Below are 13865 nucleotides of genomic sequence, written 5' to 3'. Positions count from 1 at the left end.
CAGTTCTGGCCCGGCATCGTCCTTGATTTCTACATATGAACATGTATTCATATGAAGGTAAGTAAGGAGCATTTGCCAATGGCAGGGACAGGACCGGCCCATAATCCAGGCACTCACGATCACGTTGAGCATGATCATGAGGACCACGATCACGCCGGGCATAGCCACGGTGGGACCGGGCATGGCCATGCCAGCCATGGCGATCATGATCATGACGGGCACGATCATAGCCATGCGCCCACGGTCGGCGCCGGCAATGAAAAGGTGGTGCTGATCGGCTTTGTGCTGACGGCGGGCTTCATGGTTGCCGAAGTGGTGGCCGGCGTGCTGTCCGGCTCATTGGCGCTGATTGCCGATGCCGGGCATATGCTGACCGACGCAGCCGCATTGCTGCTGGCCTGTGCGGCGTTCCGCTTTGGCCGCCGCGCCTCTGACAGCAAGCGCAGTTTTGGCTATATGCGGCTTGAAGTGGTCGCCGGGCTGGTCAATGCGCTGGCGCTGTTCGCCCTCACCGGCTGGATCATCTACGAAGCCGTTCAGCGTTTCATGACGCCGCATGAGGTTCTGGCCGGGCCGATGTTCATCGTCGCCGTGCTGGGCCTCTTCATCAATGTCGCGGTGTTTTTCGTGCTGTCGCGCGGCGACAAGGAGCATGTCAATATTCGCGGCGCCATGCTGCATGTGCTGGGCGATCTGCTCGGCTCGGTCGCCGCCATTGCCGCCGCTATCGTCATCTGGTTGACCGGATGGATGCCCATCGATCCGATCCTGTCGGTCTTTGTGTGCCTCCTGGTCCTGCGCAGCGCCTGGAAACTGTTCCGCGGCTCGCTGCATATCCTGATGGAAGGCACGCCTGGCAATGTGGCCATCGAGGATATGGAAAAGGGGCTGCTCGCCGCCGTACCGAGCCTCAAGGCCGCACGGCACATCCATGTCTGGTCGATCACCTCGGGCAAGCCCGTCGCCACGCTGGAAATCGTCTTGGCTCCGGGGGCGGATGCGGCGGCGACGACGCAGGCTACCAAGCAGGCACTGCTCAAGGATTATGGCATTGCGCACTCGACCATCGAGATCGTCTGGGAGGATGGCACGCCGGCCTGTGCGCTGGCGGTGGAGGGGATTCCGTAAGCCAGTGGGGCGGGTCTACAACCCACCCACACAGGCATATTTCAGCTCCGTAAACTCCAATATCCCGTGCGCGGAGCCCTCGCGGGAATTGCCGCTTTCCTTGACCCCGCCAAAGGGCGCCAGTTCGGTGGAGATCAGCCCGGTATTGATGCCGACCATGCCGTATTCCAGCCGCTCCATGACGCGGAACAACCGTGCTGCGTTCCGGGAGTAGAAATAGGCCGCCAGCCCGGTTTCGGTGGCATTGGCCGCCGCGATCACCTCATCCTCGGTGGTGAAGCGGAACACCGGAGCCAGCGGGCCAAACGTTTCCTCCTGTGCCAGTTGCATATTGCCGGTGACGCCGGTCAGAACGGTGGGCTCGAAGAAGGTCTGGCCCAGTTCATGCCGCTTGCCTCCCAGTTCGAGAGAAGCGCCTTTGGTGAGGGCATCGGCGATGTGGGTTTCCACCTTCTCCACTGCGTCTTCGGTGATCAGCGGCCCCTGCACCACGCCCTCGGCAAAGCCGTCGCCGACCTTGAGCGCGCGCACCTTGGCGATGAGCTTCTCGACAAACGCATCATGCACCTTGTCCTGCACATAGATGCGGTTGGTGCACACGCAAGTCTGGCCCATATTGCGGAATTTGGAGAGGATTGCGCCCTCGACCGTTGCATCGATATCGGCATCGTCGAAGACGATGAAGGGGGCATTGCCGCCCAGTTCGAGCGCTACTTTCTTGACCGTTCCGGCGGCCTGCCGCATCAGGATCTTGCCTACCTCGGTCGAACCGGTAAAGCCCACCAGCCGCACTTTGGGATGGCTGGTCAGCACGCCGCCAATGGCGATGGCGTCGCCGGTGATCACATTGATCGTGCCGGCCGGGAAGCCCGCGCGCTGGGCGAGTTCCGCCAATGCCAAAGCCGTCAGCGGCGTCTCGGGCGCTGGCTTGAGCACCACAGTACAGCCAGCCGCCAGTGCCGGCGCGACCTTGCGGGTGATCATCGCGGCCGGGAAATTCCACGGCGTAATCGCTGCCACCACGCCAATTGGCTGGCGCAGCACCATGATGCGGGCGTCGGCGCGGTGCGAGGGCAGCAATTCACCCGCCACGCGCTTGGCTTCCTCGGCATAGAATTCGATGTAGGAGGCGGCATAATCAATTTCGCCCAGCGCCTCGGCAAAGGGCTTGCCCTGTTCGCTGGTGAGAATGGTGGCCAAATCGCTGCGATTGGCCATGACCAGTTCGAACCATTTGCGCAGCACCGCGCTGCGGTCCTTGGCCGTGCGGGCGGCCCAGGGGTGGAATGCCCTGGCCGCCGCATCCACGGCAATATTTGCTTCTGCCGCGCCGTGATTGGGCACGTGGCCGAGGATTTCGCCATTGGCGGGGTTGGTCACGGCCAGCGCGGCATCGCCGGTGAACTGGCCGTCGATGAAACTCTGCGACTGCAACAGTGCCGGATCGGTCAAGGCGCGCATGGGATCTCCTATTCGAGATTGGCCGCGACGAGGGCGTTGGCCAGCTTGTCCAATCCCTCGGCGAGTACGGCGTCGGAAATGGTCAGCGGATTGAGAACGCGGATGGTGTTGCCATGGATGCCGCAGGACAACAATACCAAGCCGTCATCCAGCGCCGCCGCGATCACCCGCTTGGTCGCGGCCGCATCAGGCTTGCCCTGCCGGTCAACAATGTCGAAGGCGATCATGGCGCCGGGGCCGCGGATGGCGGTGATGGGCAGCGCATCCTTGCGAATAACGATATCACCCAACGACTTACGGATGATGCCGCCCAGATCTTCAGCGCGTAGCAGCAGGTTTTCTTCGGCAATGATATCAAGCACGGCAAGCGCCGCCGCGCAGGCAATCGGGCTGCCGGCATAGGTGCCACCCAGCCCGCCGGGCTCGGCCGCATCCATGATATTGGCCTTGCCGATAACGCCCGAAAGCGGGAAGCCACCAGCCAAGGATTTGGCCACTGTCACCAGATCCGGCTCGACGCCGGAATGCTCGATGCCGAACATTTTGCCGGTGCGGGCAAAGCCGGTCTGGACCTCGTCGGCGATCAGGATAATGCCGTGAATATCGCAGGTTTTACGGAGGGTTTTGAGCAGTTCGGCGGGGGCGGGCAGGAAGCCGCCTTCGCCCTGGACGGGTTCGATGATGATGGCCGCAACATCGGTGGGGGCGATGTCTGCGCGGAACAAGGTTTCGAGGGCCTTGATTGTGTCGGCGGTGCTGACGCCATGGCTCTGGGCGGGGAAGGGCAGATGGTAGATGGCGGGGGGCGCGACGCCGAATTTGACCTTGTAGGGGGCGACCTTGCCGGTCAGCGCCATGGTGAGGGTCGTGCGGCCGTGGAAGCCGCCGCTAAAGGCGATGATGCCGGGGCGACCGGTGGCAGCGCGGGCGATTTTAATTGCATTTTCAACGGCTTCCGCACCGGTCGAGAGCAGGATGGACTTGGCGGGCGCCGAAAATGGGGCCAGCGCATTGAGCCGTTCGCAGAGCGCGACATAGGGTTGGTAGGGCAAAATCTGGAAGGCGGTGTGGGTGAAGCGGTCGAGTTGGTCGTGGACGGCCTTGAGCACTTTGGGGTGGCGGTGGCCGGTGTTGAGCACGGCAATGCCGCCGGCAAAATCGATGTAGCGTTTGCCCTCAATGTCCCAGATTTCGGCGTTTTCCGCGCGGCTGGCATAGATGGGAAAGGCGTTGGCGAGGCCGCGGGGAATGGCGGCGATGCGGCGCGCCTGAAGACTGGCATTGGACTGCATTTTGAATCACTCACGCGGGCAATTGGTGAGCGGACTGTTAGCGTTGAGCGTGACATTGGGGTAGCAGATTGATTTGGGCACAGTGGTGCATTAGAGCTTCCACTCATGAGCGAAAAGCTGTCCCTGCCACCCCTGGTCATGTTGCGCGCCTTCGAGGCCGTTGCCCGCATGGGCAGCATGCGCAAGGCAGCCGACGATATCGGGGTGAGCCATACAGTGGTGAGCCGGCATGTGCGCAATCTCGAACATTGGCTGGGTCGGCCTTTGGTGACAGCAACGCCGCGCGGGGTGATGCTCACGGCGCAGGGCGAAACGCTGTTTGCCGCCACCAACCGCGCCTTCCGGATCATTGCCAACAGCACGGCCGAATTGCGCCCGGCTTCGCGGCGGGCGGGGTTGCGGATCTGGTGCATGCCGGGGCTGGCGACGCGCTGGCTGACGCCGCGCCTGTCGCAAATCGAGGCGGCGATGGGCGACGTGGATATCAGCCTGCGGGCGATCGACCGGCTGCCGGACTTTGCGGCGGGCGAGTCCGACCTGATGATCGGGTTCGGCTCGTTCGACCGGCTGCCCGCGGGTGCGGAACGGTTGATCTCGCCGCGCATGTTTCCAGCGGCGAGCCCGGCCTGGATCGCCCAGCATGGGGCGCCCGCCGATCTGGCCGAACTCTCCAGGGCGCCGCTGATCCACGAGGAGAGCCGGCAGCAATGGACGGACTGGTTCGAGGCGATGGGGTTTCCGCTGCGGAGCCAATTGCGCGGCCCCCGGCTGTGGGACGCCAATCTGGGGTTTGATGCGGCGCTGGCCGGACAAGGCATTGCACTGGTGACGCGGCTGACGGCCGGGGCCGAGATCGACGATGGGCGGCTGGTGGAGATTTTGAGCAGCAAGGTGCGGTTGGGCGGGTATTATCTGCTGGCCTCGCCACAGCGGGTGGGTGATCCGGTGCTGGGCCGGTTTGAGCGGTGGCTGGAGGAGAATTTGCCGCTGGATTGAAGGCCCCTCGCGCGGCGCCCATACGCGAGCGCGTGATTTTCGCCGCCGCACGGCCGCTGTCCAGCCGGGTTTGGCAGATTGTTTGGGTTGACGAAGCAGGTTTGCAAACCGAGCTTAAGGGGTCCCTCCCCCAACCACTGCATCACCATGACCGTCTCTGCCAAGCCCGTAATCGGGGTTATTTCCAACCATGTTGTCGAGGACGAGGGCGCCTATATCGTCAAGGCGCGCTATGTAGATGCGGTCGCTCGCTATGCCGATGCGGTGCCGCTGATCTGTCCCAGCGTGGAGGACGCCGGCAATGCAGCAGCCATCATCGAGCGGCTTGATGCTGTCTTGTTGACCGGTGCCACATCCAATATCGAGCCGGGCCGCTATGGCGCGGCGAGCGGACGGGCGCCATTCGATCCGCGGCGCGATGCCATGTCCGGGGCGCTGATCGCAGCGGCCATGGCGGCGGGCAAGCCGGTATTCGGAATTTGCCGGGGGCTGCAGGAAATCAACGTGGCGCTGGGCGGCAAGCTGGTGGATCAGCGTGATGGATCGAACCAGCACTTGGCGCACCATGCGCCCGAGGGCGTGAATCTCGATGCCATGTTTGCCCATAGCCATGCGATCGAGGTGGTGCCCGGTACGCCCTTGGCGGGAATTGCGGGCGAGAAGTCCTTTGCCGTCAACAGTGTGCATTTCCAGGCGATTGGCACATTGGGCCGGGGGCTGGTGGTCAATGCGCGGGCGGCCGATGGGGTGGTGGAGGCCCTGTCGTCGAGCGGGACAGGGGCGCCGATCCTGGCGGTGCAATGGCATCCCGAATGGCGCCCAGAGGGACGGGCGCATGATTTGGCGTTTTGGCGGAATATGGGGGAAGTCGCCCGGGCGTATATGGGGCGGTGAGCTTGAAATCTGCCACGGCGTCATTCCGGCGCAGGCCGGAATGACACGGTGGGTGGGTGAGATCGCGTTCGGGTTTGGGGTTTGATCCACCAACACCGAGCTTTTGGCGGCTCTCGACACCCCACCCTAGCCCTCCCCTCAAGGGGGAGGGGATTGGATCGAGGCTTACGGGCTTCGTCGTTCAATAAGAATCCATTATCGATTGAATTTTGAATCGGAATTGGACAGGGGCGTTGGAAGGCCTTTGATTGGGGCATCCAACCAAGTTATGGCCACCATGTCCGACAAGAAATTCTATCTCAAATTCGTCGATGCCAATGTGCAGGGCATTATTTCGCTTTATTGGGACCATGCCCCCGAGACCTGCGAGGCGCTGTGGAATGCGCTGGAGACGCCGATCCAGTGGAAGGCTACGCATGCCATGTTCTCGGGCCCCGAAATCATGATGGGCCTGCCCGAAACGCACCGCAATTTCGACCCGACGGCATTGCCGCCGGAAAACCAGACCATCATCCCTGAAGTGGGCGAATTGCTCTGGTATTATCAGCCCAAGAACTTCTTCAAGATCGACCCGAGCGAATTCTGGGAAATCGGCATGTTCTATGGCGTGGGCGGCCGCACTTTTGGGCCGACCGGTTGGATTCCGTGCACCTATTTCGGCAAGATGACGGAAAACCTCGATGCCGTGGCCGAGCAGTGCCGCCTGATCCGCATCGAGGGCGCCAAGACCGTCGAAATCGGCCGGCTCTGAGACAGGCGACAAACTTTAGAAGACCTCATGGTGATCCTTCGACACGCTCAGGATGTCGAACCACGAGGTCGGGCGAGTGGAGGCCGGGTGCCACGACCTCGTCCTTCGACAGGCTCAGGATGAGGTCTACTAAGGCGACGCTCGCTCCAAACCAATCCGCCGGCCCAAAAGGGCCAGCCATATCAGCAAGGGGAACGCACATGAAAGCAATATTCGGTACGGCCGTTCTGGGCCTCTCGGCCCTGCTCGGCACCACGGCCTTCGCGCAGGATAATTCGCTCACCATCAATTCCTTCGGCGGGGCCTATGAAGAGGCGCATCGCGCCTGCGTCATCACCCCGTTCGAGGCCGCCACCGGCGCCAAGGTCAATGTCGTCACCGCCTATTCGGCTGACGCCTTTGCCCAGCTGCGCGCGCAGAAGGCGGCGCCGCAATTCGACGTGATCCATTTTTCGGGTGGCCAGGAAATCGTTGCGGCAGCTGAGGGGCTGCTGGCGCCGATCGACAAGGCAAGCCTGAGCAATGAGCCCGATCTTTATGATTTCGCCAAGGCGGACCTCGCCAATGGCCAGGGCCCAGCCTATTCCATCGCCGCCATCGGGCTGGTGTTCAACACCGAAGCGGTGCCGACGGCGCCCAGCAAATGGGCCGATCTGCTCAATCCCGAATATGGCGAGCACCTGGTGCTCACCGACATTTCCAATGGCTATGGCATGCTGAGCTTTCTGATGCTCAACCAGGTGCAGGGCGGGGATTTGAGCAATATCCAGCCGGGGCTCGACGCCGTGGGCCAGTTGCTTGAGGCCGGCGCGATCGTGGTTTCGACATCGCCGGAAATCCAGCAGGAATTCGCCCAGAACGACGCCTGGATCGCCCCTTACGCGTCCGACTATGCATTCACGCTGCGCAAGGCGGGCCTGCCCTCCGGGTTCGTGCAGGGCGAGGAAGGCACCCCGGCGAGCTATATCACGGCGAACCTGGTGGCCGGCCGGCCCAACAATGAACTGGCGCTGAAATTCATCGACCTCGAAATCTCGGCCGAGGCGCAGCAGTGCTTTGCCGAAGCGCTGCGCTATTCGCCCACCAATGCCAGGACCGAACTGAGCCCCGAAGTCGCGGCCGATGTGGCCTATGGCGAAGCGGGCGTCGCCGGGCTGATCCGGTTTGACCCGGCGACCATCGAAGCCCATCGCACGGCTTGGGTTGAAGAATGGAACAAGGCGATCGCACAGTAGGTTCGGGCGCCAATTCGGGGTTATCCGGGCTCTCCTCCACCCCCTCCCAACCTCCCCCATCAAGGGGGAGGTGCCAGGCCGGTGGGAATGGCGGGAGGGTGCCGAAAACTCGATCCTACCCTCCCCTTGATGGGGAGGCAGGGAGGGGTGAAGGGAGCCCCAATGCTTCTGCTGACGCCTGCCACGCCGGCAATGACACGATCCGGGCGAGGCACTCCCTCGCTTGCCCGGGTCGCCGGGCCTCTTCACCCCCAACATGAAGAGGCCCGCCCCTTCCGTTCAGCGGTGCAGAAGAAGGAAACAGAGGTTCCCGCTTTCGCGGGAATGACCCGGGGGTGTTACATGGCAGGCACGACCTCGTGGTTCGACAGGCTCACCATGAGGTCTACTGATGAACCGAAGGCGTGATGTGCCCGGCTCCGCGCAACTCAAGGAAAACTGCCCCTGATGAATGACCGCATGGAAAACCTGCTGCTGGCCCTGCCGGGACTTCTGCTGCTGGTGCTGGCCTTTTTCCTGCCGATCGGGCAGATGCTGGTGCTTTCGGTGACGGGGCCGGAGGGTCCGCTGGCGCCGTTCGTACGGTTTTTGAGCGATCCCTATTATCTGGGCATTCTGTGGCGCACGGTGCGGCTGTCGCTGCTGATCACGCTGATCTGCGGCGCGATCGGGTTTCCGCTGGCCTATATCATGACCAAGGTGGGACCCAGGCTGCGACTATGGCTGGTGGTCATGGTCATCCTGCCGCTGATGACCAGCGTGGTGGTGCGCACGTTCGGCTGGATGGTGTTGCTCAGCCGCAGCGGACTGATCCCCGAAATGCTGCGCGATATGGGGCTGGTGGGGCGCAATTTCGCGCTGATGCAGACCGAGACCGCCATTGTGATCGGCATGGTACAGGTATTGCTGCCGTTCATGGCGTTATCCATTCTGGGGGTTTTGACCCGGATCGACGGGCGGCTGGAAGAGGCGGCGCGGACCATGGGCTGCTCGTTCCTGCAAACCATCCGTACCGTGGTTTTGCCGCTGGCTTTGCCGGGGATCGTGGCGGGATCGCTGCTGTGTTTTACGCTCTCGGCCAGCGCCTTCATCACGCCGAACCTATTGGGGGGCACCCGCATTCAGGTGCTGGCGGCCTCGATCTACAAATCGGTGACGGCGACGCCGGACTGGCCCTTTGCGGCGGCGCAGGCGGTGATCCTGTTTGCCGGGATCGCGCTGGTGCTGGTGCCCTATATCAAGATGACGGGGGCCAGGAATGGTTAAGTCGGTTCCCGCCTGGCTGCGTATCCTGAGCGTGGTTTTCGTGGCGCTGACCGCGCTGATCCTGCTGGCGCCGCTGATCGTGGTGGTGGGCGTATCGGTATCGGAAAGCCAGTTCATCGCCTTTCCGCCCAATGGGCTGAGCCTGCGCTGGTATAGCCAGGTGCTGTCATCCAATGCCTATCTGGGCGCGGGGTGGATCAGCATCCAGATTGCGCTGATGGTCACGGGGTTTGCCACCCTGATCGGGGGCGCGGCGGCCATAGCCATCCATCGCCGGCAATTGCCGTTTTCCGATGTGCTGGCGACAGTGTTCCTCTCACCTTTGGTGCTGCCCACCATCATCTATGCCATCGGCATGCTGATGTTCTGGAGCTCGGCCTTTGGGCCGGTCTCGCCGGTGACGCTGGCGCTGAGCCACACGATCATCGCCCTGCCCTATGTGGTGCGAACCACGCTGGCAGTACTGGCCGAATCCAACCCGTATCTGGAGGAAGCTGCGCGGACCATGGGCGCCAACCGGCTGCAGCGCTTGTGGTTTGTCGTCGTGCCGCAATGCATTCCGGGGCTGGCGGCGGGGGCGTTCTTTGCCTTCAATATCTCGTTTGACGAGGCGGTGCTGTCGCTGTTCCTGCGCGGGCCGACGCTGACCACCCTGCCCGTGCAGATTTATGGCCAGCTCGAATTCTCCCCAGATCCGTCGGTGGCGGCCGTGTCCACCATCATGATTGCCCTGACCATTGTGCTGATCTTCGTGATCGACCGCATGCTGGGGCTGACCAAATTTGCGAGTGCCTGAGCCATGGCCAATGTGCGCCTGACATCGATCCAGAAATCCTTCGCCAAGACCGCGGTGCTGCATTCTATCTCGCTCGATATCGCCTCGGGCGAGTTCATCAGCCTGCTCGGGGCTTCGGGCTGTGGCAAGACGACCTTGCTGCGGATCGTGGCGGGGCTGGAAAGCGTGACTGCGGGAGCCGTCGAAATCGATGGGCGCGACGTGACGGGCCTGCCGCCGGAAAAGCGGGACATCGCCATGATGTTTCAATCCTATGCGCTGCTGCCGCATTTGAGCGTGGCGGAGAATGTGCGATTTCCGCTGCGCATGCGGGGCATTGGCAACCGCGAGGAGCAGGCCGAAAGGGTCAAGGCGGCGCTGGAGACGGTGCAACTGGGGCATCTCAGTGAACGCAAGCCGCGGCAACTCTCGGGCGGGCAGCAGCAGCGCGTGGCGCTGGCCCGGGCCATTGTTTCCAAGCCCAAGGTTTTGTTGCTGGATGAGCCGCTGAGCAATCTCGATGCAAGGCTGCGCGAGGACATGCAGGTGGAGCTGATCGAAATCCACCAGCGGCTGGGGCTGACGACAATTTTCGTGACGCATGATCAGGAGGAGGCGCTGAGCCTGTCCGATCGCATCGTGCTGCTCAATGCCGGGCGGGTCGAGCAGGAAGGCACGCCGGCGCAGATTTATAGCCAGCCGGCAACGGGTTTTGCCTCGAATTTCATTGGTTCGGCCAATCTTCTGCCGGCCGAGATCTTCGAGGGACCGGATGGGCCGGTGGCGCGGTTTGCCGATGGGCAGGCGCTGGCTTTGGCCAGGACCGAGACGGCGCGTGGTGCGGTGACTGTGGCGCTGCGGCAGGAGGATTTGAGCCTGTCGGCCGAGGGCAATGGCCCCAGGGCCAAGGTGCGCACGCGCGTGTTTCTGGGCGCGCGCAATCGCTATGTGATGAGTCTGGCCGGTCAGCCGCTGCGGGCGCTCACGGCCAATGACCTCGACTTTGCCGATGGGCAGGAGGTGAGCCTCGCCATCGATCCCGCCCGCGTCCGTATTATTCGCGATTAGCCCCCTCCCCGTTGAGGGGAGGGTTATCAGATGGCCGAATCTCACCTCGCCCCTCAGGGGAGAGGTCGACGGCGGAGCCGGCGGGTGAGGGGTGCGATGCTGCAAGATACCGTTATGCCCCAACATGGCACCCCTCACCCAGCTCTGCCAGGTCGCTTTGCTCCCGGCGTCGCTACCCTCTCCCCTGAGGGGCGAGGGGAGATGGGGCCCGGCATTGCTTAACAAAAAATTTCCACCTTTCTGGATTTCCGACATGACTTATGAAACCCGCCTCTTCATCAATGGCGCCTATGTGGCCGGCAATGGGCCCGCTTTGCCCAGCCATGAGCCCGCGACGGGGAAACTGCTGGCCGAGGTTGCTTCGGCCGATGCGGGCCAGGTCGATCTGGCTGTCACCACTGCCCATGCCGCCTTTGCCAAATGGGGCAAGGCGACGCCCAAGGAGCGCAGCCGGGCGCTGTTGCGGATTGCCGATGCTATCGAGGCACGGGCCGAGGCACTGGCCGATGTGGAGGCGGTCAATGCGGGCAAGCCCTGGCGCTATGTGAAGGCGGGGGAATTGGCCAATGTGGCCGATGTGTTCCGCTATTTCGGCACGGCGGCGCGCAATGTGCCGGGGACGCCCGCCAATGGTTTTCGGTCGAGCCGCCATACTTCGATCCTGCGCCGCGATCCGCTGGGCGTTGTCGCCTCGATCGCGCCGTGGAATTATCCGCTGCTGATGGCGGCCTGGAAGATCGCGCCGGCCGTAGCGGCGGGCAATACAGTCGTGATCAAGCCATCAGAGAACACGCCGCTGAGCCTGTTGCTGCTGGCCTCGATCCTGGCCGAATTCCTGCCCGAGGGCGTGGTCAATGTGGTGACCGGGGACGGCCCCGATGTGGGCCAGACGCTGATCACTCATCCGCTGGTGCGGATGATTTCGCTGACCGGGGACGTGCGCACCGGCCGCTCCGTGCTCAAGGCGGCAGCCGGCGACAGCATCAAGCGGACGCATCTGGAACTGGGCGGCAAGGCGCCGGTGATTGTTTGCGCCGATGCCGATGTGGACAGCCTGGTCGAGACGCTGCGCGAAGCCAGTTTTTACAATGCCGGGCAGGATTGCACGGCGGCTTGCCGGATTTTCGTGGATCGCAGCATTGCGCAAGAGGTGACCGACAAGCTCTCAGCCATGATCGGGAGCCTGGTCTATGGCGCGCCCGAGCGGGACGATGTCGAATTCGGCCCGCTGATCACCGAAGCCCAGCGCGGCCGCGTGGCCGGGTTTGTCGACCGGGCGCGAGCCGATGGCGCCGATATCGTGGCGGGGGGCAAGACGCCGGGGGGCCTGGGCTATTATTATGAACCCACGCTGGTGGCGGCGCCCATCACTGCCGAAATCGTGCAGAAGGAAGTATTTGGCCCGGTGCTGACCATTACCGCGTTCGACACGCCCGAGACGGCTCTGGGCTGGGCCAATGCGTCCGAATATGGATTGGCCTCGTCGGTGTGGTCGGGTGACAGCACGCTGGCGATGAACCTGGCCAATCGCCTGGAATATGGCGTGACCTGGGTCAATACCCATGGGGTGTTCGCCACCGAGATGCCGCATGGCGGCATGAAGAATTCGGGCTATGGCTCTGACCTCTCCATGCAGTCGCTGCTGGACTACACGCAGGTGCGGCACATCATGGTGGCGTCGTAGGGCGTTATTCCACTATCGCACATGCACCGACGGTTCGGCTCACCCGGCGCTACGCGCCGACCTCTCCCCTGAGGGGCGAGGTGAGCCCGAGCGCAGGTGACCGTCATCATGCCCAATGCCCCCGACATAAAGAAAAGCCGCACCATGGGCGGCAAGTCTGATAGAGGAAGCGCTATGCGCATCCTCGACATGACGACCTTTGTCGCCTTGGCGCGGCACCGCCATTTTGGCCGTGCTGCCCAGGAATTGCATACAACCCAGCCCGCCATCTCCATTCGCCTGGCGGCAATGGAGCAGGAATTCGGCTGCAAGCTGATGCACCGCACCGGCCGCGATTTCTCGCTGACGCCAGGCGGGGAGCGGGTGCTGGAGACGTTCCGGGCAATCCTGGCCTCCTATGACAAACTCAAGCATGAACTGGCCGACGAGAATATCCATGCCGCCAAGGTGGTGCGGATCGGGGCGATCGACTCGGTGTCATCGACCTGGATGACGCCGTTTGTGGAAGAACTGCATGAGGCCTTTCCCACGCTCAAGATCGAGCTGACGGTGGAAGGCACCAAGAGCCTGATCGAGGGCATGAACAAAGGCGAGTTCGACGTGATCTTTGCCGTCGATCCGGCCATTGGCGACAATTTCCGCAGCTTTACCTCCTGCGTGCTGCAGATGACCTGGGCCGGCTCGCCCAAGATCATCGACCCGGACCGCACCTATAGCGTGGACGATCTGGCCGACATGCCGATCATCACCTTTCCCAAGGACACGCCGCCCTATCGGATGATCGCGCCCTATTTCCAGGACGAGCAGGTGCTGGCGGGGAAGCTCACCAGCTCCAATTCGCTGTATTCGATCATTAACCTGTTGATCGACGGATTTGGCGTGGGGGCTATTCCCACGGTGACGATCAAGCGCGAGCTCAAGATGGGGTTGCTGCATCCGATCAGGGTGACCAAGCGCTTTCCGCCCATGCCGATTATCGGGACCTATCAGGCGACCACCGAGACGGATCTGATCCGGCGGGTGGTGGAGCAGGCGCGGCTGAGCGCGGCACTGTTTTGTGCGACGGTGGACCCGAGCATGGCTTGGGTGGACTAAAGGCTCGGTTGTGGCAGTGAGGGCTCCACTCACTCGACCTCGTGGTTCGACAGGCTCACCATGAGGTCTTCAAAGCAACGTGGCTCCCGTTACCCCTCCGTCTTGAGGGGAGGGAGGGAGTCACCTGGTTTTTGCGTAGGAGCACCACGACCCCCGCCCTCGTTCCCTCCCCTCAAGGGGAGGGAGGCGAAGGGGTTGATGGATTGGGGCTCTCAACACC

12 protein-coding genes are annotated in these 13865 nt (G+C 62.8%); 10 read left to right on the top strand and 2 right to left on the bottom strand.

Translation table 11 applies throughout. From position 1 onward, the window contains the following. The first annotated feature begins 78 nt into the window (after positions 1 to 78). On the top strand, positions 79 to 1128 hold the full coding sequence (locus FF80_RS04200; RefSeq protein ID WP_052153162.1) for a cation diffusion facilitator family transporter: 1050 nt from the start codon (positions 79 to 81) through the stop codon (positions 1126 to 1128). Between the two features lie 15 nt (positions 1129 to 1143). On the opposite strand, the gene FF80_RS04195 is transcribed toward FF80_RS04200, so the two are convergent. Together FF80_RS04195 and gabT are read right to left on the bottom strand one after the other, a co-directional pair. Continuing rightward, positions 1144 to 2589, bottom strand: coding sequence for an NAD-dependent succinate-semialdehyde dehydrogenase (locus FF80_RS04195; RefSeq protein ID WP_035097846.1), 1446 nt, complete (start codon positions 2587 to 2589; stop codon positions 1144 to 1146). Between the two features lie 8 nt (positions 2590 to 2597). Then, entirely contained in the window at positions 2598 to 3881 is a 1284-nt protein-coding gene (gabT, locus tag FF80_RS04190) for a 4-aminobutyrate--2-oxoglutarate transaminase (protein ID WP_035097844.1), read from the bottom strand. A 105-nt stretch (positions 3882 to 3986) separates the two neighbouring features. Here gabT and FF80_RS04185 point away from each other — a divergent pair, with 105 nt between their 5' ends. From FF80_RS04185 to FF80_RS04145, 9 genes are all read left to right on the top strand, one after another. Next, on the top strand, positions 3987 to 4877 hold the full coding sequence (locus FF80_RS04185; RefSeq protein WP_244445695.1) for a LysR substrate-binding domain-containing protein: 891 nt from the start codon (positions 3987 to 3989) through the stop codon (positions 4875 to 4877). Between the two features lie 147 nt (positions 4878 to 5024). Beyond that, on the top strand, positions 5025 to 5771 hold the full coding sequence (locus FF80_RS04180) for a gamma-glutamyl-gamma-aminobutyrate hydrolase family protein (RefSeq protein ID WP_035097843.1): 747 nt from the start codon (positions 5025 to 5027) through the stop codon (positions 5769 to 5771). A gap of 277 nt (positions 5772 to 6048) precedes the next feature. After that, complete coding sequence (locus FF80_RS04175; protein WP_035098035.1) at positions 6049 to 6522, top strand: DUF3830 family protein; 474 nt, start codon at positions 6049 to 6051, stop codon at positions 6520 to 6522. Between the two features lie 200 nt (positions 6523 to 6722). After that, positions 6723 to 7757 carry an ABC transporter substrate-binding protein gene (locus FF80_RS04170; RefSeq protein WP_035097839.1) on the top strand — a complete coding sequence of 345 codons (1035 nt, stop codon included), beginning with the start codon at positions 6723 to 6725 and terminating at the stop codon, positions 7755 to 7757. Positions 7758 to 8204: 447 nt separating this feature from the next. Continuing rightward, positions 8205 to 9023 (top strand): ABC transporter permease, encoded by an 819-nt coding sequence (locus tag FF80_RS04165; protein ID WP_035097836.1) that lies wholly within the window; start codon positions 8205 to 8207, stop codon positions 9021 to 9023. Further along, positions 9016 to 9819, top strand: a complete 804-nt coding sequence (locus FF80_RS04160; protein ID WP_035097833.1) for an ABC transporter permease — start codon at positions 9016 to 9018, stop codon at positions 9817 to 9819. The genes FF80_RS04165 and FF80_RS04160 overlap by 8 nt, the downstream gene beginning before the upstream one ends. Positions 9820 to 9822: 3 nt before the next feature. Continuing rightward, positions 9823 to 10866: an ABC transporter ATP-binding protein gene (locus tag FF80_RS04155; RefSeq protein ID WP_035097830.1), complete on the top strand. Its 1044-nt coding sequence runs from the start codon at positions 9823 to 9825 to the stop codon at positions 10864 to 10866. Between the two features lie 253 nt (positions 10867 to 11119). Next, positions 11120 to 12550 carry an aminobutyraldehyde dehydrogenase gene (locus FF80_RS04150; RefSeq protein ID WP_035097827.1) on the top strand — a complete coding sequence of 477 codons (1431 nt, stop codon included), beginning with the start codon at positions 11120 to 11122 and terminating at the stop codon, positions 12548 to 12550. Positions 12551 to 12724: 174 nt separating this feature from the next. After that, on the top strand, positions 12725 to 13645 hold the full coding sequence (locus tag FF80_RS04145; protein ID WP_035097824.1) for a LysR family transcriptional regulator: 921 nt from the start codon (positions 12725 to 12727) through the stop codon (positions 13643 to 13645). Positions 13646 to 13865: the final 220 nt, after the last annotated feature.

Origin of the sequence: Devosia sp. LC5 (genome assembly GCF_000735585.1) — a bacterium.
GTDB lineage: Bacteria > Pseudomonadota > Alphaproteobacteria > Rhizobiales > Devosiaceae > Devosia.
This window is presented reverse-complemented; position numbering and strand designations above follow the sequence as displayed.

Excerpts from the sequence above, each read along its gene's own strand:
- FF80_RS04200 (WP_052153162.1), top strand. The coding sequence starts at position 79 with ATGGCAGGGACAGGACCGGCCCATAATCCAGGCACTCACGATCACGTT.
- FF80_RS04195 (WP_035097846.1), bottom strand. The coding sequence starts at position 2,589 with ATGCGCGCCTTGACCGATCCGGCACTGTTGCAGTCGCAGAGTTTCATC.
- gabT (WP_035097844.1), bottom strand. The coding sequence starts at position 3,881 with ATGCAGTCCAATGCCAGTCTTCAGGCGCGCCGCATCGCCGCCATTCCC.
- FF80_RS04185 (WP_244445695.1), top strand. The coding sequence starts at position 3,987 with ATGAGCGAAAAGCTGTCCCTGCCACCCCTGGTCATGTTGCGCGCCTTC.
- FF80_RS04180 (WP_035097843.1), top strand. The coding sequence starts at position 5,025 with ATGACCGTCTCTGCCAAGCCCGTAATCGGGGTTATTTCCAACCATGTT.
- FF80_RS04175 (WP_035098035.1), top strand. The coding sequence starts at position 6,049 with ATGTCCGACAAGAAATTCTATCTCAAATTCGTCGATGCCAATGTGCAG.
- FF80_RS04170 (WP_035097839.1), top strand. The coding sequence starts at position 6,723 with ATGAAAGCAATATTCGGTACGGCCGTTCTGGGCCTCTCGGCCCTGCTC.
- FF80_RS04165 (WP_035097836.1), top strand. The coding sequence starts at position 8,205 with ATGAATGACCGCATGGAAAACCTGCTGCTGGCCCTGCCGGGACTTCTG.
- FF80_RS04160 (WP_035097833.1), top strand. The coding sequence starts at position 9,016 with ATGGTTAAGTCGGTTCCCGCCTGGCTGCGTATCCTGAGCGTGGTTTTC.
- FF80_RS04155 (WP_035097830.1), top strand. The coding sequence starts at position 9,823 with ATGGCCAATGTGCGCCTGACATCGATCCAGAAATCCTTCGCCAAGACC.
- FF80_RS04150 (WP_035097827.1), top strand. The coding sequence starts at position 11,120 with ATGACTTATGAAACCCGCCTCTTCATCAATGGCGCCTATGTGGCCGGC.
- FF80_RS04145 (WP_035097824.1), top strand. The coding sequence starts at position 12,725 with ATGCGCATCCTCGACATGACGACCTTTGTCGCCTTGGCGCGGCACCGC.